The 23,214-nt window shown below is 53.8% G+C and carries 19 protein-coding genes; 12 read left to right on the top strand and 7 right to left on the bottom strand.

All coding sequences use genetic code 11. The annotated features are described in order from the left end of the window. The first annotated feature begins 174 nt into the window (after positions 1-174). On the top strand, positions 175-1,971 hold the full coding sequence (locus tag V8L73_RS10810; protein ID WP_347252978.1) for a sensor histidine kinase: 1,797 nt from the start codon (positions 175-177) through the stop codon (positions 1,969-1,971). 11 nt (positions 1,972-1,982) lie between these two features. Next, positions 1,983-2,582 carry a response regulator transcription factor gene (locus tag V8L73_RS10805; RefSeq protein WP_027273016.1) on the top strand — a complete coding sequence of 200 codons (600 nt, stop codon included), beginning with the start codon at positions 1,983-1,985 and terminating at the stop codon, positions 2,580-2,582. 106 nt (positions 2,583-2,688) lie between these two features. Here the strand turns inward: V8L73_RS10805 and V8L73_RS10800 are convergent, their stop codons facing one another. Further along, a complete protein-coding gene (locus tag V8L73_RS10800) occupies positions 2,689-3,831 on the bottom strand; it encodes an alanine racemase (RefSeq protein WP_347252977.1) in 1,143 nt (380 codons plus the stop codon). Positions 3,832-3,923: 92 nt separating this feature from the next. On the opposite strand from V8L73_RS10800, the gene V8L73_RS10795 reads away from it, so the two are divergent. The 3 genes from V8L73_RS10795 to V8L73_RS10785 all read left to right on the top strand — a co-directional run bounded on the left by V8L73_RS10795 (position 3,924) and on the right by V8L73_RS10785 (position 6,546). After that, positions 3,924-4,835 (top strand): LysR family transcriptional regulator, encoded by a 912-nt coding sequence (locus V8L73_RS10795; RefSeq protein WP_347252976.1) that lies wholly within the window; start codon positions 3,924-3,926, stop codon positions 4,833-4,835. A 431-nt stretch (positions 4,836-5,266) separates the two neighbouring features. Next, the gene (locus tag V8L73_RS10790) at positions 5,267-5,695 is read left to right on the top strand and encodes a universal stress protein (RefSeq protein WP_027273019.1); all 429 of its coding nucleotides are present in this window, start codon (positions 5,267-5,269) and stop codon (positions 5,693-5,695) included. 458 nt (positions 5,696-6,153) lie between these two features. Next, positions 6,154-6,546, top strand: a complete 393-nt coding sequence (locus V8L73_RS10785) for a hypothetical protein (protein WP_027273020.1) — start codon at positions 6,154-6,156, stop codon at positions 6,544-6,546. Positions 6,547-6,690: 144 nt separating this feature from the next. Here V8L73_RS10785 and V8L73_RS10780 read toward each other — a convergent pair whose 3' ends face one another. The 4 genes from V8L73_RS10780 to V8L73_RS10765 form a co-directional block, all read right to left on the bottom strand. Then, complete coding sequence (locus tag V8L73_RS10780; RefSeq protein WP_347252975.1) at positions 6,691-8,103, bottom strand: MFS transporter; 1,413 nt, start codon at positions 8,101-8,103, stop codon at positions 6,691-6,693. After that, complete coding sequence (locus V8L73_RS10775) at positions 8,100-9,047, bottom strand: nucleoside hydrolase (RefSeq protein WP_027273022.1); 948 nt, start codon at positions 9,045-9,047, stop codon at positions 8,100-8,102. Before V8L73_RS10775 ends, V8L73_RS10780 begins: the two co-directional genes overlap by 4 nt. A gap of 36 nt (positions 9,048-9,083) precedes the next feature. Then, positions 9,084-10,310 carry a PfkB family carbohydrate kinase gene (locus tag V8L73_RS10770; protein WP_347252974.1) on the bottom strand — a complete coding sequence of 409 codons (1,227 nt, stop codon included), beginning with the start codon at positions 10,308-10,310 and terminating at the stop codon, positions 9,084-9,086. Between the two features lie 177 nt (positions 10,311-10,487). Then, complete coding sequence (locus tag V8L73_RS10765) at positions 10,488-10,718, bottom strand: DNA polymerase III subunit theta (protein ID WP_027273024.1); 231 nt, start codon at positions 10,716-10,718, stop codon at positions 10,488-10,490. A gap of 524 nt (positions 10,719-11,242) precedes the next feature. On the opposite strand from V8L73_RS10765, the gene V8L73_RS10760 reads away from it, so the two are divergent. The 7 genes from V8L73_RS10760 to V8L73_RS10730 all read left to right on the top strand — a co-directional run bounded on the left by V8L73_RS10760 (position 11,243) and on the right by V8L73_RS10730 (position 18,567). Further along, positions 11,243-13,645, top strand: a complete 2,403-nt coding sequence (locus V8L73_RS10760) for an autotransporter outer membrane beta-barrel domain-containing protein (protein WP_347252973.1) — start codon at positions 11,243-11,245, stop codon at positions 13,643-13,645. 282 nt (positions 13,646-13,927) lie between these two features. Further along, a complete protein-coding gene (locus V8L73_RS10755) occupies positions 13,928-14,080 on the top strand; it encodes a hypothetical protein (protein WP_154656325.1) in 153 nt (50 codons plus the stop codon). A 144-nt stretch (positions 14,081-14,224) separates the two neighbouring features. After that, positions 14,225-14,575, top strand: coding sequence for a purine nucleoside phosphoramidase (gene hinT, locus V8L73_RS10750; protein ID WP_027273028.1), 351 nt, complete (start codon positions 14,225-14,227; stop codon positions 14,573-14,575). A 10-nt stretch (positions 14,576-14,585) separates the two neighbouring features. Continuing rightward, positions 14,586-15,161 carry a penicillin-binding protein activator LpoB gene (gene lpoB, locus V8L73_RS10745; RefSeq protein ID WP_027273029.1) on the top strand — a complete coding sequence of 192 codons (576 nt, stop codon included), beginning with the start codon at positions 14,586-14,588 and terminating at the stop codon, positions 15,159-15,161. 187 nt (positions 15,162-15,348) lie between these two features. Beyond that, positions 15,349-16,383: a beta-N-acetylhexosaminidase gene (gene nagZ / locus V8L73_RS10740; protein ID WP_261830856.1), complete on the top strand. Its 1,035-nt coding sequence runs from the start codon at positions 15,349-15,351 to the stop codon at positions 16,381-16,383. A 71-nt stretch (positions 16,384-16,454) separates the two neighbouring features. Next, positions 16,455-16,994, top strand: a complete 540-nt coding sequence (gene ycfP / locus V8L73_RS10735; RefSeq protein ID WP_027273031.1) for an alpha/beta hydrolase YcfP — start codon at positions 16,455-16,457, stop codon at positions 16,992-16,994. A gap of 268 nt (positions 16,995-17,262) precedes the next feature. Next, positions 17,263-18,567, top strand: a complete 1,305-nt coding sequence (locus V8L73_RS10730; RefSeq protein ID WP_347252972.1) for an NAD(P)/FAD-dependent oxidoreductase — start codon at positions 17,263-17,265, stop codon at positions 18,565-18,567. A gap of 44 nt (positions 18,568-18,611) precedes the next feature. On the opposite strand, the gene V8L73_RS10725 is transcribed toward V8L73_RS10730, so the two are convergent. Both V8L73_RS10725 and mfd read right to left on the bottom strand, forming a co-directional pair. Continuing rightward, on the bottom strand, positions 18,612-19,496 hold the full coding sequence (locus V8L73_RS10725; protein WP_347252971.1) for an endonuclease/exonuclease/phosphatase family protein: 885 nt from the start codon (positions 19,494-19,496) through the stop codon (positions 18,612-18,614). Positions 19,497-19,720: 224 nt separating this feature from the next. Then, on the bottom strand, positions 19,721-23,167 hold the full coding sequence (gene mfd, locus V8L73_RS10720; protein WP_347252970.1) for a transcription-repair coupling factor: 3,447 nt from the start codon (positions 23,165-23,167) through the stop codon (positions 19,721-19,723). Positions 23,168-23,214: the final 47 nt, after the last annotated feature.

Below are 23,214 nucleotides of genomic sequence, written 5' to 3'. Positions count from 1 at the left end.
TATTGTTAACGTCGCAGGCTTTTTCCGACTATTGTGGTTTTCCACATGTATCGGGCTTTCTTGATCTACAACAAAGGAATCGAAGGGGATTTTTTCGCTCAGACGGATTAAAGCGGGTAACCTTAGGGGACTGCTCAACTGGAAAGGCCGTTTGGCGATCGATATGGGATAGCCATGTTTAAACAGATACAAAAGAGGATGATTTGGCTTGCGTTGGCGTTAGGTATCGCCGTTTCAAGCAGCGCAATGGCACAGCCGCATCCCGAAGCGGCGGATGAAACGATAGACGTCGGCGTGCTGGCGACGCGCGGGGATCTCGCTGCGGTTGAGCGCTGGCGTCCGATGATGGCGTGGCTGTCACAGCGCGTTGGCAACGTTCGCTTTGAGTTGCATCCCTATACGCTTGAACAGATGGCTGACGCAGTTAAGTTGCAGAGCGTTGACTTTATTATCACCAACCCCGGGCAGTCGGTCCAATTGGGGCGGCAATATCCGTTTTCCTGGCTGGCTACGCTGCGAAGCCGTCAGCAGGGCGGAACGACCCACGCCATCGGCTCCGCCTTCGTTGTCAGACAGAATTCGCCTTACCGCCACCTCAGCGATATGAAGGGGCAAAAAATCGCCGCCGTGTCGGAAATGGCGTTCGGGGGCTACCTGACGCTAAAGCGAGAAATGCAGCAGGCGGGGAACGATCCCGCCCGCTTCTTTTCCTCTATTGAGTTTGACGGATTCCCGCTGGACGCCATTGTTTATCGACTGCGCGACGGTAAGATTGAAGGCGCTATTTTACCCGTGTGTCAGCTGGAGAACATGATCCGCGAAGGGCGGGTCGAGGTGAACGGCTTTCGAGTGCTGGACAATCAGGCTCCGCTGGGATTCGCCTGTCAAACGTCAACCAGGCTTTATCCCAACTGGTCTTTTGCTAAAACGGGCAAGGTATCGGACGCCATGGCAAAGCGCGTTACCGCCGCTCTGCTGGCCTTGCCTGAGAATCATCCGGCTTCAGTCGCCGCTGACTCGCTGGGGTGGACGACGCCGGTTAGCCAGCTAACCATCGACCGGCTGTATCAGGATCTGGATATGCATCCTCTGCAAAATCCGTGGTGGAAAGAGGCGCTGGTCTGGCTGAAGGCTAATCAGCAGTGGGGCTGGTTGGCAATATTGCTCATTGTGGTGCTCAACGTTTACCACTTCCTGCTGGAGTACCGCTTTAATAAAAATCAGCGTCGCCTGCAGCAAACGCAAAACGAACTAAACGAAAAAATCGCTATGCTGGAACACGCGCAGCGGGTCGCCGTCGTCGGTGAACTTGGCGGCAGCATTGCGCACGAGCTTAGTCAGCCCTTGGCCGCAATCCAAAATTACAGTCAGGGTGGGCTGATGCGCATTGGTAAAGGGAAGCCTGCCGCCGAACTGCTGCCGGTGTTGGAGCAGATTCAGCATCAGGTTAGCCGCGCTAGCGATGTCGTTTTGCGCCTGAGAGGGCTGATTAACAAGCGCGCCAGCATGAAAGCGCCGAGCGATATGGCGGCAATTATTAACGACACGCTGCTGCTTTTAAGATATGAGTTGGACAAGCATCGCATATCGGTAACGTTTCATCGCGACGGCGAAGAGCGGCAGGTCTTTATCGACCCGGTAGGGTTTCAGCAGCTGATCCTTAATCTGATAAAAAACGGCATCGACGCCTGCCGTCAATACGGTCAATCTTCCGCGTTTATTACTGTCTACCTGCATTTTTCCTCTCGGGAAGCCACGGTCAAAATCGTTGATAGCGGAAGCGGTATGACGGCGGAGCCTGAGCTGCTGCAAAGCGCGTTTTATTCCACGAAAGACGAGGGGCTGGGGCTGGGATTGGCGATATGCAGAGACGTGGTGAAAAGCCATCATGGGCGGATGACCATGACTAACGTTCTGCCTCACGGCTGTGCCGTTGAGATTGTATTTCCTCTTACTGACGGGCCGGATTAACCGGTAGAGATATGGCAAATATTCATATTGTTGATGACGATGACTCCGTTCGCAGTTCGCTTGGATTCATGCTGGAGGGGTACGACTTTCAGGTTGCAGTTTACGCTAGCGGAGAGGATTTTCTAAGCCGCGTCGATCTTGAGCAAGCGGGCTGTGTCATACTGGACAGCAGCATGCCGGGCCTGAGCGGCCAGCAGGTTCAGCGTATTTTGAATGAGAAAGAAAGCCCGCTGAGCGTTATTTATTTAACCGGGCAGGGCGACGTTCCCATGGCGGTGGATGCTTTTAAAAAGGGCGCCGTCGACTTTTTCCAAAAGCCGGTGGACGGCAACGCTCTTGCCGCAGCGCTTGAGAAAGCGCTGCTTTTGTCTGAACGGCATAAACGCATGTGGGAATATCGCCGATTGGTGAACCAGCTGACGGCGCGTGAGAAAGAGATGTTTTCTTTGATTACGCAGGGTTATAAAAACCAGCAGGTGGCCGATAAAATGAATATTGCCGTCAGAACGGTAGAAGTCCACCGGGCCAACTTGATGAAAAAGCTGAACGCCAAGACGGTCTCCGAGCTGGCGGTAGTTTATTCGATGTTAAACGAGAATGAGGTCATTTAAGCTCATTTAGTTACGTTGTCACTTAAATCCTCGTTGTTTTGACATGCGTTGAGCCGCATAGCTGCGGCTTATTCTTATAAACGAATGTTCTTAAAAGCGCACGCGACTACCAGCCGGTAATGCGCGTCCATACTTCCCGAGTTCCTTCTTTTTCGTCAATGGCCTGATACTGCAGGTGCATGGCGGTTGTCGCGCAGGCGTGGTTCGGCAGAATGCGCAGGCGGCTGCCGATAGGGAAACGCTCAAGTGCGCAAGGGCCGTCGGCGGGCAGCTCGATAAGGCCGTGCTCCTGATTGGCGGAATTTACCCGAACGCCGGGCAGGGGCGTGCCGGACATATCGCACACCTGACCGTAAAGGTAGTCCTGCTTCTGCGAGGCCGTTCCGCGATCGCGGGAAAGGGCCATCCAGCCGGCGTCGATAAACAGCGTGTTGCGACGCTTATTGTGGCCGATAACGGTGGCGACGATGGAAATGGCGATGTCGTCCATGGCGCAGACGCCGACGTTATGCATAAAGAGGTCGAACAGAGTGAATACGCCCGCTCGAACCTCAGTGATGCCCGTCAGATCGTCGGCGAAGTGGGCGGTAGGCGTGGAGCCTACGCTGAGCGTTGGGCAGGCGATCCCCTGGCTTTGCAGCAGTTCGGCGGTTTGTAGCAGCGCGCCGCATTCCTGACGCGCCGCGGCGCGAATGCAGTCCGGCGTCGAGCAGGAGTAGGACTCTCCGGCATGGGTCAACAGCCCTTGAAAGCGGGCCCCCGCGCCGGACAGGCGACGGGCGATATCAACAACCGCAGGGTCGGCAGCCGGCAGGCCGCCCCGATGTCCGTCGCAGTCAATTTCGATAAAGGCGCTGAACGTTACGCCGTGAGCAAGGCCGTACTCGGCGACCTCTGCGGCCTGCTCCAGGCTGTCCAACAAAATGTGCAGATTAACGCCTCTGCGTAAGAGCGCAGCGGCTCTTTCCAGCTTGTTGGCGGAAATACCGACGGCGTACAGCAGGTTGTCGTAGCCCGCATCGGCTAACGCCTCTGCCTCGGCCAGCGTTGAAACCGTAGCCGGCGCGCTGCGGGTTGGCAAAATAAGCGCGGTCGCTTCGAGAGAGCGGACCGTCTTCAGATGCGGGCGCAAAACGGCGCCCAGGCTCTCAATGCGCGTTTGTAGGCGGTGGACGTTAGCCTGAAGTTTGTTTTTATCAATAAGCAAAAAAGGCGTTTGAAGGCCGTCGGTCAGCTGGTCTGCGTTCATAGTTCCCCCCTGTAAAAAGAGTTTGTAGTTTTTCATCATTCTCATAAGATGAAAATAAACGTTAATTTAGTTATAGGTTAAGGTGAAACTTAATGATAAGCAGCGACGATCTGCGCTTTGTGCGGGAGTTGTCCTCACATCCGAGCCTGGCCTCTGCGGCAAGATACCTGGGCGTATCGGCTGCGTCCGTTACGCTTCGGGTGAAGGCGTTGGAAAAACGCTTGGGCGTTCAGCTTATTCAACGACCGGCGCGGGGGCTGCGTTTTAGTGAGGAAGGGCGGCTGCTGCTGGAGCGTGCGGGCAGAATACTGGACGACATGGATGAGCTTCAGGCATTGTTGGACGACCGTTCGCAGAAAGTGTGCGGCACGCTGCGCGTGCTGGCGCCTCTGGGCTTTGGCAATCGCTACGTGGCGCCGCTGCTGGGTGAATTTAGCCGTATACATCCGGAGCTTCGCATTGAGCTTTCACTTTCCGACGCGCCGGACTGGTCGACGGCGCAGGATTGGGACATCGTTATCTATATCGGTGAGCTGAGAGACTCTTCGCTTAAGCGCGTTTTGCTTGCTAAAAACGCGCGCTACCTGTGCGCGTCGCCGGAATATATCGCCCGTATGGGCATGCCGCTTTCGCCGGACGATCTTCATCACCATCACTGTATTGCATTAAGGGAAAACAGCGAAGACGTTACGCAGTGGCGTTTTGCCGATCCCGCTACGGGAAACCGGGTAGCCAAACGCATTCACCCTCTGCTAGCGAGCAACGACGGGCAGGTGGTTAAACAATGGGGACTTTTGGGAAACGGCATCATCATGCGCTCCGAGTGGGACGTGGCGCCGCAGATAAAAGAGGGAACGCTGATAAGAGTGCTTGCAGATTATGCCTTGCCGGATGCGGACATCGTCGCGCTGGTGGCGGGGGAACAGCGGCGCAGTTCGCCTAAAGTCGACGGTTTCATCTCCCTGTTAAAAGAAAGGCTTTCCGATCGCCCATGGCGAAAATGACGCTGCCTTACGATAACGGGCGGTTAGGCATACGGTAAAAAAAAAGCCCACGCGTAAAGCGAGGGCTATCACCTTGGTATAGCTGTCAATTTATTATTATAAACGCAGAGATAGAATTAACGCTGCTGAATTTAAAGTGTCACAGGTCCCGGTTAGCGACAAATTAATAATAGTGATGGATTGGCGTTTTCATTAAGCGAGGCTTAAGTGCAGTAGATAACAGGAAGAAACGCCTTTTCTTTAGCATCATGGCTCGCTATGCAACGTATATCCAGATGAATGTGAGGACGTTGCAGAAACGATATAGCAAATTTTTTTCATTGCCGATTCGGTTAGCCGGTTCACAAAAAAATTTCCGTAGAGTGAATATAGTTAAAAGGTATCTTTTTACATTTGAAATAGGGTCATGTATCAATAGAGGAGAGTGCGCTATGTACCGGTCTATTTTAGTCCCTGTGGATATTCTGGAAGAAGAACTTACCAACAACGCCATTAAGCACGCGGTTTATCTGGCGAAGCTGACGGGAGGCAAAATCCACCTGCTCCACGTTTTGCCTATTTCAACGGCCATTATTAACTCCTATGCGCTTGGATACCTGGAATTTAAGGACAAGGCGTCAATTAAGGCCGAAGAAGAGCTGAAAAAGCTAGCCGATTCGATAGACCTGCCCCGGGAGTCCGTCTCTTATTCTTTAGCCTTTGGTTCGCCAAGGGATGAGATAGCCGTTACCTGTTCAGAGGTTTCGGCTGACCTAATCGTCATTGGTTCAAGACGGCCGAACATCACGACTCACCTGTTAGGATCCAACGCTTCAGGCATCGTTCGTTACGCGACGACGTCGGTGTTGATTGTGAGATAGTTTCTGGGATAGAGAAATAAAGCCACTTCTGTGGCTTTATTTTTTAGTCTTTTCAACCCCTTCGCCGGGAATATCATAGAAGGCAGGCCTTGATAGCGCATTAACCAGCCGATTCAGGCGGGAAAATAGGTTTTGTATCGTCTTCATCACGCATTCCTCTCTATATCATGTGATGAAAATCACTTATTACAGTGTATGTTTCATTAATTAATTTATTAAACGTGATTTTAATCACGCGAACGCCGTCAGCAAAGTGGAGGCCGGGAAAAGCCTTTTTAGATGGCGTATAGAGAAATTAACGAAAGTGGATAAGAAAGCGTACAAAAGGAAGGGGGGTATTTCTACGTACAGAAAAAAACGCAATGAAAAATAGAGTTAATACGCTTACCGGTATTGACTAATTGGCGCCGTCAGATAATGATTCCATCTAATTTCTTTATTAATCAGGGATGAAGCTCATGTTTAAAAATACGCTTTTACTGTGCGCCGGGCTATTTATCAGCGGAGCGGCCTTTGCCGCCAACAGCGGCTATGTCGAGGCTTGCGCGGATATGCAGCAACAGGCGAACTCGAAAATTACGCGCAGCCAGGCCGTGAAAGTCTGCCAGTGTATTGAATCTCGCCATGAGAAAGACGTTGAAAAGATTCAGTCGATGGACAACCCAACCCAGGCGAAAGTCCAGAAAGTGATGACCGATACGGCTAATTACTGTATTAAAAAGGCGGGTATCTCCGCCAGCGGCAGTAAAGCGGGAAGCGCGTCGACCAATGGAAGCAGCCAGTCTGAAGGCAGCACTATGCCCAAAACGGGGTCAAAGGTTGGTGGAATTACTATCCGCGGCATACGTTAATCCGTTGAGCGGATTTCAGACGGAAAAAGAGACGCAGAGCTTTTGGAAATCAATAGGTAAAACAAGAAGTAAAAATCGAGAAAACAAAAGAGGGCGTGGATAAATCCACGCCCTCTTTGCGTAATAACCAATATATTGGGCCGCTTAAGGTTTCACCTCTGCGTCGACCGGCCTTGGTATCAGGCAAGAGCTCAGCAGGGCCAGAACGGTGATGCCCAAGCCAACCAGAATGCCGTTGAAATAGCCTTCAGGCGTTGAGCCTCCCGTCGGCGTCGTCATGATTTGAACGGCGGGCAGCAGGGCGAAGCTCAGGCCTGCGCCGAGGTTAAACGCGCCGGCGTTCATACCGGGTAGGAACCCAGGGTTATCCTTAGGCGACAGCACGATGCCGAGTCCGTTAAGCATAATGTTGGCGACGCCCGCGTAGCTAACGCCTATCAGCAAGACGGCGGCGATAAGCCAAGGCAGCGAGTTAAGCCCCATCAGCATCATCAAGCCTAGGGAAATAAGGCTGCCTATGATTCCGAGGCGTAAAACGCGGTTATAGCCCAGCGTAGGCGCAAGTCGACCGGAGAAGGGGCCAACCAGCCAACCGATAAGCGCATAGGGCGTTAAGAATGCGAGCGCTGCGGTATCCGCGCCCATGCCGAAACCAACGGCCTGATTTTGGGCAAACGACATCACCAGCCCGTTAACAACGGCGAAAATACCGGTCATGGTCAGCGTAGTGGTCAGCAATAACGCCCAGGTGCTGCGCTGTTTCAAATAGTAGGTCGTGACCAGCGGTTGCTGGCTGCGCTTTTCTACCTGCCAGAACGCAATGAACATGGCGATAGAAAAGGCGGCTAAGCCGAATACCAGCGGCCAGTTTGCAGCGGCCAGATTACCGGCCTGTCCGAGCGCAATCAGCATGGCCGCCAGAGACAGAACGAGCAGAATAACGCCCGGCCAGTCCATTTTGACGCCTTCGGACGGTTTTGACTCCGGCGCCCACTTCATCACCATCAGGGTGGCTATCGCCGCAATGACGGTGATAGTCCAAAATACGGAGCGAAAGCCGAAGTTGGCGGCTAAAAGCCCGCCGGCAATGGCGTCGATCCCCGCGATGCCGCCGTTAACGGCGGTGACTATCCCCATCAGCGTACCGTAGGTTTTTGCGTCGGAAATCTCGTGGCGCAGCATCAATAGACACAGGGGGACTACCGGTCCGGAAACGCCCTGTATAACGCGAGCGATATACAAAACGGTGATGTTGGGCGCCAGCGCGGCCAGTACGGTTCCTGCGGTCATGATGGCGAGCATCCAGCTCAGCACCTTTTTACGCCCTTTGATATCGCTCAGGCGGGGTAAAAATAGAGAGAACAGCGCCGCCGCGGTAAAAAATGCGGTTTGCGACAGGGAGACGGCGGCTTCGTCGGTGTGCAGCTCTTCCGCGATAGTGACCAACACCGGGCCAAGCATGCTGGCGTTAAGCTGGAATGCCACACAGGCGGCCAGCAGTGCGGTCATCAGGACCGACGCGCTGACCTTTGTTCCTGAAGACGGAGTGGCGGTCATACGCGTACCTCTCCGATGCGCTTAAGCGCGTCGACTACCATGTCCCAGAACTTCTCGTGATCGAGCTTGACCGCAACCTGCGTGTGGCAGTCCGCCGGGGCCGGAGCGCGGAAGTCGGCCACCGTCATGCCGAGCGTCAGCGTACCTGTCAGCTCAATGTCGACCGGGACTTTCTGTACGGTCATCACTGAAGGGTCGATAACGTAGGCAACGGCGCACGGATCGTGAACCGGCGGGTAGTCGAAGCCCTGAGCGTCTTTGTACATTTTGCCAAAGAATTCCAGCAGCTCCAGTACAAACTTGGCGGGCTGGGTGCCGACGGCCGTAATCTTCTCTACGACGTCCGGCGTTGCCAGAGCCTGGTGGGTCAGGTCTAGGCCGACCATCGTCAGCGGCCACTTTTCGTTGAAAACAATGTGGGCGGCTTCGGGGTCGATCTTTATGTTGAATTCCGCGACGGCGCTCCAGTTGCCTACGTGATAGCCGCCGCCCATCAGTACAATCTCTTTTACTCGCTCAACGATGCGGGGTTCCATGCGCGCGGCCAGAGCGATGTTGGTCAGCCCGGCGGTGGGAACGATGGTTACCGTTTTGGGCGGGTGAGACATGATGGTGTCGATAATCAGATCTACCGCATGGCGCTCATCGAGAGAAAGCGTCGGTTCCGGCAGCACTGGGCCGTCCAGGCCGGAATCGCCGTGGATGTCCGGCGCGGTTTCTACCTGACGCACCAGAGGGCGCGCCGCGCCAGCGGCAAAGGGAACGCCGGTGATATTAGCAATGCGGGCGACCGCCAGCGCGTTGCGGGTGACTTTCTCCAGCGTCTGGTTGCCGACGACGGTGGTCACCGCTAACAGCTCGATGTCCGGATTGCCGTGGGCGAGAAGGAGAGCGATCGCATCGTCATGCCCGGGATCGCAGTCGAGAATAATCTTCTTGGTCATTTTTTACACTCCCTTTAAGTTAAGGATGAAAAAGGCCTATTGGCGAACGGTTTGAGACAGGCGGTGTAAAACCTGCTCATGAGACGGCATATTTGCAGCGCCTTCCCGCTCCACCGCCAAAGAGGCGAAGGCGCAGGCGTAGGTCGCCGCCCAGCGGATGCTTTGCCCAGAGGCAACGGCCGCCGTCAGCGCGCCGGTGAACGCGTCGCCGGCGCCGGTCGTGTCTACGGCGACGGCGGGAAACGCGGAAACTTCATAAAAGCGCTGATTCTCATAAATCAGCGCACCCTGGTTGCCCATGGTGATAATAACGGTCTTTACTCCCTTGCCGGCAATTTCTTGCGCCGCTTTCTTGGCGCTCTTCCAATCGGTGACTTCGATGCCTGAAAGCAGCGAGGCTTCCGTTTCGTTGGGTGTAATGATGTCGACCAGAGAAAGATGCGGCAAAATTTCATGAGAATAGGGCGCCGGATTCACGATGATGCTGACGCCTAAGGCGCTGGCAATCTTCATAGCGTTAAGCGTAGCGTCAAAGTTGTTTTCCAACTGGACCAGCAGCACGTGAGACTGCGCCAGCCGTTCGTGTATCGCAATAATTTCGCTCTCGGTTATCGCCTGATTGGCCCCTGAGTGTATGGCTATCATGTTTTCGCCGTTTTGCTGGGAAACGTAGATGATAGCGTTACCGGTAGGGACGCTCTCTGACTGATAAAGCGTAAAGGAGTGAATATCGGATGCGGAAAGGTGCTCATAGGCGAGCTGACTGAAGCGGTCTTTACCGACCTTGCAGACAAAGTGCACGTCGGCGCCGGCCTTGCTGGCCGCCAGCGCCTGATTGGCGCCTTTCCCGCCCGGCCCTAGTGCGCTGTCGACGGCCATAATGGATTCACCGCCTTTGGGAAAGCGCTCAACCTTCGCCACGATGTCGACGTTAAACGATCCTAAAATGCAGACTTTTCCACCGGTCAACTGACCCGTGCGTTCAACGCGCGCCGCGCGGGGCTTTTTCCGGTTAATTTTTCTTAACAGCGTCTCGATGTTTACGCTGTCGGACGAGCCGATAAGGTCGGACTGGAACGATTTGCGAACGATCTGTGCGCCGCCGTGACAGCGCTGAACCAGCCCTTGATTCGCCAGAGCGTTGAGATCGTGACGGATGGTTTCTTTAGAAAGAGAAAACAGGGCTGCCAGTTGATTCACCGTAGCCCGCTCGTTTTTATCAAGAAAAGCCAGAATGTGGGTTCTTCTTTCTTCTAAGAACATCGCATCTCTCCCTTTTAGTATGGCGATCATAGTCAAGCATCGGATAGTAAAGAGTGATAACAGTCATATGACCGGAATAGAATCGGAATTAAACGGAAGTAAACGGAAAAACAGGGATAAAAAGGAGGACAGAAAGAACGCAGCGCTGACGGACCGCAACGCCGCGTGCGTTAGGCGCTATTTTTCACCGGGATTGTAGGGAAGCTTTCCCAATCGATAGGGGTTAGAGCGGAAAAATTCAACGCGCTCTTTAAAATAGTCTAACTGCGCCTTCGGGATGATGGCCTCGATGTCCCGGTAGTTGAACGGCATCCCGTAGCGTTCTTTATAGGCAATGCCTGATGCGTGCAGGTCGATGTCGACCTTTTCGCGATCTTCAGCGTTGAGATCGGCAAGGTTGTGGGTCATGGTGGTTCCTCCGTTTTGGGAGAAGTATACAGTAACGAGATCGTGATTTCATTGTGTTGGTTGTTGTAGGTGATTTGAATAAGGCGTGTTTAATATGGAGAAGAGTATGCGTTAGAATAAAGTAGATTTTTTGATGCGTTCTTATTTAACCAATTAAACAATAAGTCAGATAATTTATGGTGTTGAGATGATTTCAATGAGTCTCAATTTAATTTTTATATACTACAGTTTTATTTTTAATTGCTTGCATTACAAACAACGAAATTGAATTATTTAGTTCATCCTGTTTTTAAAATTTCAATAGATACTTGTACTAAGATACAGGTAATAGATATTTTTCTTTATTTTTGGATGTTGAGGGCTATAGTTCGAATGTTTTATCCGCTCTGTTTGTCATTTCTACAGGACCACAGCGGGATTATTATAGGAAAATACTTATTGTATTAGGTCGGTTTTCTATTGTTACTTAATAAGTTTTTCTTTAGGGATTTAAATAATCTCTGTTCATCATAGGAAGAACCAGAATGCTTAATGAGAATTTGAAAAGAAAAGTGTTGGCTGTGTCTATATCAAAAATATTGTTGTCTTCTGTCGTAATTGTGGCGATTAGCCATAGCAGTAACGCTATTGCAGACTGCTCTAATATGAGTGTCATTGCGGAGGGAGGAGACCGTTATACAGTCAACGGCAGTTTTAGTTACACCTGTGTCAATATTCCCGATGGCGATCCGCTTAAAGTGGATATGGATGGTATCCTTGCCGATGGCTCGAACTCCATAGTTCAGGAGTTGACCACTGCTGATAGAGCGCGACCAACGGGAGGACATATTGATTTGATTCAGGTCCAAGATGGTAGTGGGGTACATGCTTCAAATGGCGGAATGGTCACAATTAAGCGAGATAATGCTGAAGGCTATACTTCACTTGGAATAACGACGACAGGCTCCGGAGATGGTATTTATAGCCAAGGTAATGGCAGTTCAATTGCTATAGAAAAAGACACTACTATTAATTCAGGTGGTAATGGTTTAGTTGCTGAAGATAATAGTACGGTCTCATTAAGTGGTAAAGTGGATATTACAGCGCAATCCTCGGCTCTTTTATTAAAAAATGGTGCGACAGTAGCTGTTGGTAATAATGCTCAGGTAAGTTCACTTACAACAAAGAGTGCAACAGATCTGATCAAATTGGAGAGTGGCGTCTTAACTGAAGGTACGTTGACACTTTCCAATGGTACGTTGAACTCTAACAACGTTGCTGCTAACGTAATTAATGCTGATAGCGGTGAATGGAACGTAAATTTGGCCAAGGTAAGTAGTAATGGAGACATAATTACCGGCTCTGGAGCAACGCTTTTAGTGTCAGCGGAGAGTGAGTCTTCGGTGACGGGGGATTTGAGTGCTGCGGGCGGTTCTACATTTACGCTGAATATGGCTGGCTCTAACCTGACAGGTAAAGCTTCAAATGAAGGTACGCTTAACCTTTCGCTTAATGACAGTATTTGGGAAATGACTGGCAGTTCCACCGTCAGCTCATTAAACCTCCAATCCGGTAGCCGAGTTAATTTTGCCTCAGGCAATGACAAGACGCTGACGACCGGAGCGCTTTCTGGAAACGGTACGTTCCAAATCAACACTAAATTCAATTCAGACGGTAGCGCACAGACCGACCGGATTGTCGTTACGGGGGATGCGGAAGGGCAACATGGTCTTTATGTGGTTGCGGCATCCGGCAGCAAGGGGGGCCAGACAACCAGCAACGGCATTAACGTGGTGCAGATTGATGGAACAAGCACCGCCTCATTCAAACTGGTTAATCAATCCGGCGGCGATATAAGCTACATCAGCATGGATGCCTATGATTACTATCTGCATGAAGGCACCCAAGAAGGTAACACTAGCGACGAGAACGACTGGTATCTTCGCAGCACGTATAACGGCGGCAAGAGCGATAACGGTACGCCAAGCGCAGTGGACGGCCCCGTTCAATATCGTCAAGAAGTGCCCGGCTATATCATCACTCCGTACGCTAACATGATGTACGGTTACCAGACTGTTGGCACGCTACATGAAAGAATGGGTGATACCCAGCAATTCGCTAGAGGGTATGATAATAAGACTTGGGGACGTTTTGGCGGCAATCACTCCGAATCTAAAGCCGGTCGCTTTAACTATGACTTTGACACCATGTTTGCCCAATTTGGCCGCGATTTATATCAAAGCGTCACAGAAGAAGACACAAGCGTGACAGCCGGTGTAACCGTAACGTTAGGTCGTCAGCAGACCGATGCCAGGGATAAAGGACGCCATTATTCTGGTCAAAGTGCCGATACTGGTAGCGTGACGACTAACGCTTACAGCATTGGCGGCTATTATACTCGCTATGCGAACGATGGCGGATATATTGATGCCGTTACACAGTTTACCTATTACGATAACCACTATAGCAGCCGCTATGATGCCGACCAGAAGAGCTACGGTTTGATTCTTTCTCTTGAGGGGGGTAAGCCTTTCGGCGTGACGGAAAACTGGAAGATTGAACCGCAAGGGCAGATCGTTTACCAATTCCTCAATGCAGATGATTTCAATGATGAGATTTCAGACGTTCGCGGCGATAGTTATAGCGGCGGTCTTGCGCGCGCCGGTGTTCGTTTCTTCCGTGATGCGGCCCTCGACAAAGAAAATGAAGTGTTTAAGCCTTATCTGACGGCTGACGTTGTTGGCAATCTTGATGACACGCCAGAGGTACAGGTAGGCAGCGCTAAGCTACGCCCTGATGTCGATCGCGTCTGGTGGCAAACGGGCGTAGGCATTACCGCCAACGCGGCGAAAAACACCTCCTTCTATCTGGATGCGAAATACATGCAGAGTTTTGAAGGCGATCTGAATGGATACGCCGTTCACGCTGGCGTGCAGGGCCGTTTTTAACCGATACCATAAATAATTCAAGTCGCAACCAATGTTTATGCAGCTTGAAGAATGAAGGGGATAAAGCGGATAGTAATATCCATAGCGTGATAAGGGGGGTGCTTTGCACCCTCTTATTTTTTCTTTGATAGCTGGGTGAATTAACTCTGTGGTTATGTCTGTCGTTCGTCAAAATGATAAAAATAGGCATCGGAATGGTGATAGGGCTTACTATTGCTTCGATGCGTTTTATAATGCCACCAATTTATAATTTTCTTTCGAACTGCGTGAATAGGAAATGGCATGGACTCTGAAGACCTTTTTCGCATTGCAATCATCATCGGTTGTCTGGTTTTAGCCGCCAGAGGGACCCGTTTTCACGTGCGCTATTTTTTGATAGCCATCGCCGCCATTGCCGGCCTGACGCTGTTTATCGACTTTTTCGGTCTGGCATAGGCCCGGCATAGGCGCGTTTACTCAGTAACGTAAGGCTATAAACGTAAGGTTATAAAGGGACTTACCGCTTGAAAGCGTCGCATTATCTACTCATACTGGGGCATACGCTTTTTTGTCAGTACAATCATTTAAGAGGCATACCACATGGCTGAAGAGACGATTTTCAGTAAAATCATTCGCCGGGAAATTCCGGCCGACATCGTGTATCAGGACGAACTGGTCACCGCGTTTCGCGATATCTCTCCCCAAGCGCCTACCCATATTCTCATTATTCCCAACGTGCTGATCCCGACGGTTAACGACGTCAAAACAGAACACGAGGTGGCGCTTGGCCGCATGCTGGTTGTCGCCGCCAAGATTGCCGAGCAGGAAGGCATTTCAGAAGACGGCTATCGCCTTATCGTTAACTGTAATCGTCACGGCGGCCAGGAGGTTTATCATCTTCATATGCATCTGGTCGGCGGTCAGGCGCTGGGGCCGATGCTGGCGCGCTAAAGGAGCGGGTATGAAAAAGACGCATTGGTTTTTTCTGGGCGCAGCGATGCTGGCGCTGGCGGGCTGCCAGGTTAACCAGCCGCAAAATAAAGCGCCGGTAGTGGTCGTTCCGCCCGCGCCGCCGCCTTACGAGCCGCCGCCAACTCCGCCGACGCTGCCGCCGCCGGAGACCGCGATTAACTGGGCTGCGAGCGTAGAGCCGCTGGTGGCTAAAATGGTCAGCACCCCGGGGATAGAAAGCGAGAAGGGGATTTTGCTGCTCGAGCAGATGAAAAACAACACCAGCGGGCGGCTGGCGGCGTCCGTAGCGACCGACGCGCTGAAAGACTCCCTGCAGTCCACCGCGCGGTTTGATTTAGTGCCGGACGACAAGCTGCAGGCCGCTCGCCAGGCGTTGGGCATTCAGGGCGACGATAGCCTGATTTCTCGCAGTAAGGCGATGAGCCTGGCTCGCTATCTGGGCGCAAAGTACATCGTTTACGCCTCGGCGAGCGGTAGCCCTAGCGCGCCGGAAATCACTATTCAACTGATGCAAACCTCAACCGGCGAAATTATCTGGTCCGGTCAGGGTAACGCGCAGCGTTAGCCGTACTAAAACAAACGACGGAGGCCCGAACTTCATCGGGCCTTTTTCTTAACGGACGTTTGTTTCGCACAGATTTGCCAAAAGCGCTATTTCGTTATTTTCATACCCCAATTAGAATGAACGGCGTTTTCTACGTACGGTTTGTACAGCGCGCTAATCAATACGATCGCAGATAAGAGAGGTAAACGTGGGCCCGGTAATGTTGGACGTCGTCGGTTATGAACTGGATGCGCAAGAGCGTGAAATTCTGCAGCACCCGTCGGTGGGGGGCGTTATCTTTTTTGCCCGCAACTTTCACGATCCGGCTCAACTGGCCGAGCTGGTTCGCCAAATAAGAGCTGTGTCGAAAAGCCGCCTTCTGCTGGCCGTCGATCAGGAAGGTGGTCGCGTACAGCGTTTTCGCGAAGGGTTCACGCGCCTGCCTGCCGCCCAGTCGTTCGCTGCGCTGCTGGACAACGATGAGGCCGAAGTCGCCGCAAAAGAGGCGGGGTGGTTGATGGCTGCCGAGCTGGTAAGTCTGGATATCGACGTCAGCTTTGCGCCGGTGCTGGACGTCGGCCACGTGAGCGCAGCCATTGGCGAACGTTCCTTTCACAGCGATCCGCAGGTGGTTGCCGTTATGGCGTCCCAGTTTATTCAGGGAATGAACGAGGCGGGCATGCGGGCGACGGGGAAACATTTTCCAGGGCACGGCGCGGTCTCTGCCGATTCTCATAAAGAGACGCCGGTGGACCCACGTCCTTATCAGACGCTGTATGAGAACGACATGGCCGTATTTCGTCGCCTGTTCAGCGCTGGCCTGCTGGACGCCGTTATGCCGGCGCACGTGATTTATCCCGACGTTGACGACCGTCCCGCCAGCTGTTCTTCCCATTGGCTGAAAACAATTTTGCGCTCGCAGCTAGGCTTTGGCGGCGCCATTTTCTCTGACGATCTTTCAATGGAAGGCGCTGCCATTATGGGCGGCTACGCCGAGCGTGGCCAGGCGGCGCTGGACGCAGGATGCGACATGATTCTGGTATGCAACAACCGCGACGGCGCCGTTGAGGTGCTGGACGGGCTTCCGCAGGGAATGCACCCGGAGCGCGTAACTCGCCTGCTGCACGGTGCGAGAATATCGCGCAAAGAGCTTTTGGCAAGCGAACGCTACAGGCGCATTAGTAAAAGCCTGACCGAGCTTAGCGAACGCTGGGATCTGCACAAACAGCAGCTGGCAAGATAAAAGGGTTGAATAAAAACCGGCTTTTTGGGCAAGATAGCAATCAGGTACAAAAACAGCAGAGTGAGGCTTAGATGATTATTTATTTGCACGGCTTTGATTCAACCAGCCCGGGAAATCATGAAAAGATCTTACAGCTGCAGTTTATCGATCCCGACGTGCGCTTTATCAGCTACAGCACGCTGCATCCGCGCCACGATATGCAACACTTGCTCAAAGAGACCGATAAAGCGATACAGCAGTCTGACGATCCGAACCCGCTGATTTGCGGCGTAGGCCTTGGCGGCTTTTGGGCTGAGAGGATTGGGTTTCTTTGCGGTATTCGCCAAACGATATTCAATCCAAACCTGTTTCCGCATGAAAACATGCCGGGGAAAATCGACCGCCCGGAGGAGTATCTGGACATTATCACCAAGTGCGTCGAAGATTTTCGCGTTAAGAATCGCGACAACTGCTTGGTGATCCTTTCGCGTCTTGATGAAGCGCTGGACAGCCAGCGCAGCGCCCAGCAGCTTTCTCCCTACTATCCTATCCTGTGGGATGAAAAGCAGGGCCACAAGTTTAAAGAGATATCCCCCCATCTGCAGAAAATTAAAGCGTTTAAGCTTCGCTGATACTTCATGTGAAGACGACAAAGCCCCGCCGGGCTAAGCCTGGCGGGGCTTTGTCTTTCTGGTAACGACGAATTCCGGCGTCTATAATTTATTTCAATGCGTGTTTATTTTATCAAAATTGATTCAAATCATTTTTAATGTAACCAAATTGTCAAATATGATAATCTGCCGCCATTAGTGTGATGGCGGTCACGTGCCAGGCGTATTTATACCGGCGCATTGCGCCATGACCAACCGAAATTGATGGCTTATTGAGGTGGAAATCAACGTGCAAAGCGAAAAGAAAAAAATAGTGATTGTCGGGGGCGGCGCCGGAGGGCTGGAGCTGGCGACGCGTCTGGGTAAGAAACTGGGGCGTAAAGGCAAAGCGGAAATCACGCTGGTGGACAGAAACCAAAGCCACCTGTGGAAGCCGCTGCTGCACGAAGTGGCGACCGGCGCGCTGGACGACGGCGTTGACGCCCTGAGCTATTTGGCCCACGCCAGAAATAACGCGTTTCACTTCCAGCTGGGAACGCTTATCGGCATTGAACGCGAGGCCAAGCGGATACGCCTGGCGCGAATCAACACGGAGCAGGGCGAAGAACTGGTGCCCGAACGCGAGATCCCCTACGACATTCTGGTGATGGCGCTGGGCAGCGTGTCCAACGACTTTGGCACGCCGGGCGTGAAAGAAAACTGCATTTATCTCGATAACCCTAAACAGGCGCAGCTGTTTCACAACCGCATGCTGGATCTGTTTTTGAAGTTCTCCGCGCATTCGGGCGAGCGGGAGCGGGTGAACATCGCCATCGTCGGCGGCGGAGCTACCGGCGTGGAGCTGTCGGCGGAGCTACATAACGCGGTGAAGCAGCTACACAGCTACGGCTATAAGGGGTTAGACAACAGCGCGCTAAACGTCACGCTGGTTGAGGCCGGCGAGCGCATTTTGCCCGCACTGCCGGTTCGCATCTCTTCAGCGGCGCATCAGGAACTGATTAATCTCGGCGTCAACGTGATGACGCAAACCATGGTCACCAGCGCGGACGCAAATGGGCTGCACACGAAGGGCGGCGAATTCATTCAGGCGGATTTGATGGTATGGGCGGCGGGCATCAAGGCGCCGGACTTTATGAAAGAGCTGGGCGGTTTGGAAACCAACCGTATTAACCAACTGGTGGTTGAGCCTACCTTACAAACGACGCGAGATCCGTCCATTTTCGCTATCGGCGACTGCGCAAGCCTTATGCAGGAAAGCGGCGTCCCCGTGCCGCCGAGGGCGCAGGCCGCACACCAAATGGCGACGCTTTGCTACCAGAACGTGCTGGCCGTGCTGAATGGGCAGGCGTTGAAGAATTACCGCTATACCGACCGCGGTTCGCTGGTATCTTTGTCTAAATACAGCACCGTCGGCAGCCTGATGGGCAACCTGACGGGTGGCTCAATGATGATTGAAGGGCGGCTGGCGAGGCTTGCCTACATTTCGCTGTACCGTATGCATCAGGTCGCGCTGTTTGGCTATGTGAAAACCGGACTGATTATGCTGGTGGGCAGCATTAACCGCATTATTCGACCCAGGCTCAAGCTGCACTAGACAGCGCTTTCCGGGCGGCCGTTTGGGCCGCCCAACGTACCTTCTTATTGTTCCATTAGCTTCAGCTTTGCGACCACCGGCACGTGATCGCTGGTTGCCGGCCAGTCAACGCCTTGCCACTGCGCTTTCTGATTCGGAACGACCAGCGATTCGACGGACCACCGCTGCCCGCGGAAGGTGAAGATGTGGTCTAAGTCAAACGCCGGGTTGGCCGCCGGCCAAGATCGCATGTCTTTATCTTTTTGCAGAACGGGCGTCCACTGATTCTGCAGCTCGTTGATAACGGCGCTGCCGCTAACGTCGTTAAAGTCTCCGGCCAGGATTTTGATGCGGGAAGCGATTTCAGAGAAGGAAGAGTCCGTACTGCCGCTGACGATGTTTTGAATTTCTCGGATCTGCTGCTGGCGCAGCGTTGGATCCGCCTGCCAGTCCAGGTGCGTAGTCATAAACAGCACAGGCTCGTCCAGCCCCGGTTTTTTAACCTGAACGATCAGCAAAACGCGCTGCTCGGTATCGCCGGAAGGCAGAGGGAAGACCTGCTGCTTTTCGATAGGATAGCGAGACAAAATGGCGACGCCGTACTGTCCGCCTTCAAAATCAATCGCCCGGCCAAAGGCGCCGTGCATACCGGTCATTTTCGCCAGTTCGCCGAGCTGATCGACTTTCCCACTGCGCTGCGTGTTGACGTCGACTTCATTGAGCGCAAGAAGATCGACGTTCAGGCTTTTTATCGCCTGCGCCACCTGGGTAAGGTTTGAAACCCGCCCGGCGGCCATATTGTAAGTGGCAACCGTCATTGTCGGTGCCTGAGCCGCGGTGAAGACTTTATTCGGCGTACCGCCTTTTTCCGGCGTCAGAACTTTTGTTTCTGCATTAACGCCAAAGCTGCACAGCGCCGCCAGTAGGAGCAAGGGGAGCTTCTTTTTCATTTTTGATTAGCCTCTTTTCGAGTAGAGGCTACAGGTATACTTAATGCTCAAGGATAAAAAAGTGCCGGACGTCACAAACAATATGCTGCGTTTATAAAAATTTTTTATAAAAAATGCCTTTCAGGTAGGGGGGACTCTGATGAGGATAATCGGTTTTTTCCTAAAGAAAAAAATGGTAGCGAGGTCGGAAGCACGCCCGCCGGGAAAACCGGCAGGCGGTGGAGTTAGCCGATGCGGTGCTGTTCAAACTGCTCCAACAGCTCGCTGACAAAGGTCAGGCGCTTGGGGCGATCGCTCAGGTCGAGATTAAACCTGAGCTTGCTGGGGCCGTCGAGCTTATAGCGCTGCGGCTGTTTTTGCAGCAGGCCGATAAGGAAGGTCGGATCGACGTGGTTGCTGTCGCTGAATTCGACGAACCCGCCTTTTTCATGCCCTTCGATGCGCCGAATTCCCAGACGTTTCGCCCGTAACCGCATGGCCGCCGTTTGCAGCAGGTTGCGGGCCGCATCCGGGAGCAGGCCAAAGCGGTCGATAAGCTCCACCTTCAGCTCGTCCAGCTCTTCGTCGGACGCAGCGCTGGCGATGCGCTTATAGAATGACAGACGAGTGTTTACGTCCGGCATATAGTCATCCGGCAGCAGCGCGGGAACGCGCAGCTCGAGGTCGGTCTGGCTGGCGGTCAAGTCCTCCAGCGACGGCTCTCGACCCGCCTTCAGCGCATCGACGGCGCTTTCTAAAAGTTCCATATAGAGCGAGAAGCCGATGGAAGCGATTTGACCGCTCTGATCTTCGCCCAGCAGCTCGCCCGCGCCGCGGATTTCCAAATCGTGGGTTGCCAGCGCAAATCCGGCGCCGAGATCTTCCAGCGAAGCAACGGCCTCCAGGCGCTTCACGGCATCCGGCGTCATGGCTTTTGGATGAGGCGTTAGCAGGTAGGCGTAGGCCTGGTGATGCGAACGACCTACGCGGCCGCGCAGCTGGTGCAGCTGCGCGAGGCCGAAGCGATCGGCACGCTCCATGATGATGGTGTTGGCGTTGGGAATGTCGATGCCGGTTTCAATAATCGTGGTGCAGACCAGCACGTTAAAGCGCTGGTGGTGGAAGTCGGACATCACGCGCTCAAGGTCGCGTTCGTGCATCTGGCCGTGGCCGATGGCGACACGCGCTTCGGGAACCAGCTGCGACAGGCGTTCCGCCGCTTTGTTAATGGTCGCGACGTCGTTATAAAGGTAATAGACCTGCCCGCCGCGCAGCACTTCGCGCAGAATGGCTTCGCGAATAATCAGGTCGTCGTACTCGCGAACGAAGGTTTTCACCGCCAGCCGGCGGGCCGGTGGCGTAGCGATAATCGACAGATCGCGCATGCCGCTCATGGCCATGTTCAGCGTACGCGGAATAGGGGTCGCGGTCAGCGTCAGGATGCCTACGTCGGCGCGCATGGCTTTGATGCGCTCCTTTTGGCGAACGCCGAAGCGGTGCTCTTCATCGACGATTAAAAGCCCGAGATCCTTCCAGCGGATGTCGCTTTGTAAAAGCTTATGGGTACCGATAAGAATATCGACCTTGCCTTCGCTGGCGTCCTGCAAAATGGCCTGCTGCTCTTTGGCGCTGCGAAAGCGCGACATGACTTCGATGCGTACCGGCCAGTTGGCGAAGCGGTCGCGGAAGTTGTCATAGTGCTGCTGGGCGAGCAGGGTGGTTGGCACAAGCAGCGCGACCTGTTTGTTGTTTATGGCGGCCAGAAACGCGGCCCGCATCGCGACTTCGGTCTTGCCAAAGCCGACGTCGCCGCAGACCAGTCTGTCCATGGCGGACTTGGCGCACATATCCCCCAGCACTGCGCCGATGGCGTTTTGCTGATCCGGCGTAGGGGAATAGGGGAAGGATTCGCAAAACAGCTGGTACTGCTCTTTGTCCTGCTTGAAGGCGAAGCCGGGCTTGGCCTCGCGCTGTGCGTAAATGTCCAACAGCTCCGCCGCGACGTCGCGCACCTTCTCCGCCGCCTTTTGGCGCGCCCGGCTCCAGGCGTCGCCCCCCAGCTTGTGCAGCGGTGCGTTTTCCTCTGCGCCGCCGGAATAGCGGCTGATTAAGTGCAGCGAAGAGACGGGGACGTACAGCTTGTCTTCCCCTGCGTAGGTTAGAATCAGGTATTCCGCCTTGATGCCGCCGGCTTCGAGCGTTGTCAGCCCCGCATAGCGGCCGACGCCGTGCTCAAGGTGAACGACGGGCTGGCCTGGGCGCAGTTCCGCCAGGTTGCGGATAAGGGTGTCGGTATTGATCGCGCGGCGGCTGTCCTGGCGGCGAGGAGTTACCCGTTCGCCGAGCAGGTCGCTTTCGCAGATAACGGCAAGCCTGCCTTCGACGTCTAAAAATCCGTGCTCACAGGCGCCTATCATCAGGTAGTGGCCCGGCTTATCGGCCTGCTGCAGCGCGTCTATCGAGCGAGGCTTGAGCTTGATGCGGGCCAGCAGCTCCGTAAGCGTTTCGCGTCGGCCTTCGCTTTCGACGGAGAAGACGATGCTGCCGTCAAAGCTTTCGGTAAAGCGTCGCAGGTTGTCTAACGGAGACTTGCTCTGATGCTGAACGGAGAGGTCCGGCAGGGGGCGATAGTCCAGATTGATGCTGCCGGCCTTCTCTGTGACGTCGTCACTTTTTAACCGCATTTGGGGCCAGGCCTTCAGCTCGCCAAACAGCCTGTCGGTCGGCAGCCAGAGGGCGTCCGGCGGTAGAAGCGGGCGCATTGGGTCAATGCGGCGGCTTTCAAAGCGCTGGTTTGCGTCCTGCCAGAAGCGCTCGGCGGCGCTTTCGATATCACCCAGCGTCACCAATAGCGTATTGGCGGGCAGGTAGCTGAACAGGGTTGGCAGCGGTTGGCTGAAGAACAGCGGCTGCCAGTACTCGATACCGGACGGCCAAACGCCTTTGCTGACCTGCTGATAAACGTGCTCCGGATCGCGCCTTACCTCAAAGGTCTCTCGCCACTGGCTTCTGAAAAGCTCGATGGCTGCCTTGTCCGTTGGGAATTCGTGCGCGGGCAGCAGGTTGATGGCGTCGACTTCCGTAAGCGTGCGCTGGGTATCGACGTCAAACAGTCGGATGCTGTCAATTTCGTCGTCAAAGAAGTCCAGCCGGTAGGGAACGTCGCTCCCCATCGGAAACAGGTCGAGCAGCGCGCCGCGAGTGGCGAATTCGCCGTGTTCCAACACCTGGTCGACGGCGCGATAGCCCGCCTGTTCTAACTGAGCGCGCAGGCCGTCTCTGGATAAGCGATCGCCTTTCTTTGTCACCAGCGCGTGGCCCATCAGGAAAGAATGGGGGCACACCTTCTGCATCAGAGTGTTGACCGGCAGAATAGTGGCGCCGTTTTGCATCTGCGGCAGTTGATAGAGGCTTAGCAGCCGCGATGAGACAATCTCCTGATGGGGAGAGAAGCTGTCGTAGGGCAGCGTTTCCCAGTCCGGCAGCGCAGTGACCGGCTTTTGGGTAAACTGCTTGAGCTCATCGTTTATGCGCAGCGCCAGCTGCATGTCGGCGGCAACGAGCAGTACCGGGCCTGGATGGCGGTCGATAATTTCGGCGCAAACGAGCGCGGAAGAGGAGCCGTATAAATGGCCGATTTGCCTGACGTCTGTGGCGCGCACGGGCAGAGTAAAGCGGTGTTGAGAAGGCATACTGTCATCAAGTCTCTTTATCAAACTGGCAGATTGGGCGGACAAAT

It is taken from the genome of Leminorella grimontii (assembly GCF_039789245.1).
Taxonomy (GTDB): Bacteria; Pseudomonadota; Gammaproteobacteria; order Enterobacterales; family Enterobacteriaceae; genus Leminorella; species Leminorella grimontii.
This window is presented reverse-complemented; position numbering and strand designations above follow the sequence as displayed.

Bases quoted from the DNA above. Each gene is read 5' to 3' on its own strand.
- V8L73_RS10810 (WP_347252978.1), top strand. From the start codon at position 175: ATGTTTAAACAGATACAAAAGAGGATGATTTGGCTTGCGTTGGCGTTA.
- V8L73_RS10805 (WP_027273016.1), top strand. From the start codon at position 1,983: ATGGCAAATATTCATATTGTTGATGACGATGACTCCGTTCGCAGTTCG.
- V8L73_RS10800 (WP_347252977.1), bottom strand. From the start codon at position 3,831: ATGAACGCAGACCAGCTGACCGACGGCCTTCAAACGCCTTTTTTGCTT.
- V8L73_RS10795 (WP_347252976.1), top strand. From the start codon at position 3,924: ATGATAAGCAGCGACGATCTGCGCTTTGTGCGGGAGTTGTCCTCACAT.
- V8L73_RS10790 (WP_027273019.1), top strand. From the start codon at position 5,267: ATGTACCGGTCTATTTTAGTCCCTGTGGATATTCTGGAAGAAGAACTT.
- V8L73_RS10785 (WP_027273020.1), top strand. From the start codon at position 6,154: ATGTTTAAAAATACGCTTTTACTGTGCGCCGGGCTATTTATCAGCGGA.
- V8L73_RS10780 (WP_347252975.1), bottom strand. From the start codon at position 8,103: ATGACCGCCACTCCGTCTTCAGGAACAAAGGTCAGCGCGTCGGTCCTG.
- V8L73_RS10775 (WP_027273022.1), bottom strand. From the start codon at position 9,047: ATGACCAAGAAGATTATTCTCGACTGCGATCCCGGGCATGACGATGCG.
- V8L73_RS10770 (WP_347252974.1), bottom strand. From the start codon at position 10,310: ATGTTCTTAGAAGAAAGAAGAACCCACATTCTGGCTTTTCTTGATAAA.
- V8L73_RS10765 (WP_027273024.1), bottom strand. From the start codon at position 10,718: ATGACCCACAACCTTGCCGATCTCAACGCTGAAGATCGCGAAAAGGTC.
- V8L73_RS10760 (WP_347252973.1), top strand. From the start codon at position 11,243: ATGCTTAATGAGAATTTGAAAAGAAAAGTGTTGGCTGTGTCTATATCA.
- V8L73_RS10755 (WP_154656325.1), top strand. From the start codon at position 13,928: ATGGACTCTGAAGACCTTTTTCGCATTGCAATCATCATCGGTTGTCTG.
- hinT (WP_027273028.1), top strand. From the start codon at position 14,225: ATGGCTGAAGAGACGATTTTCAGTAAAATCATTCGCCGGGAAATTCCG.
- lpoB (WP_027273029.1), top strand. From the start codon at position 14,586: ATGAAAAAGACGCATTGGTTTTTTCTGGGCGCAGCGATGCTGGCGCTG.
- ycfP (WP_027273031.1), top strand. From the start codon at position 16,455: ATGATTATTTATTTGCACGGCTTTGATTCAACCAGCCCGGGAAATCAT.
- V8L73_RS10725 (WP_347252971.1), bottom strand. From the start codon at position 19,496: ATGAAAAAGAAGCTCCCCTTGCTCCTACTGGCGGCGCTGTGCAGCTTT.
- mfd (WP_347252970.1), bottom strand. From the start codon at position 23,167: ATGCCTTCTCAACACCGCTTTACTCTGCCCGTGCGCGCCACAGACGTC.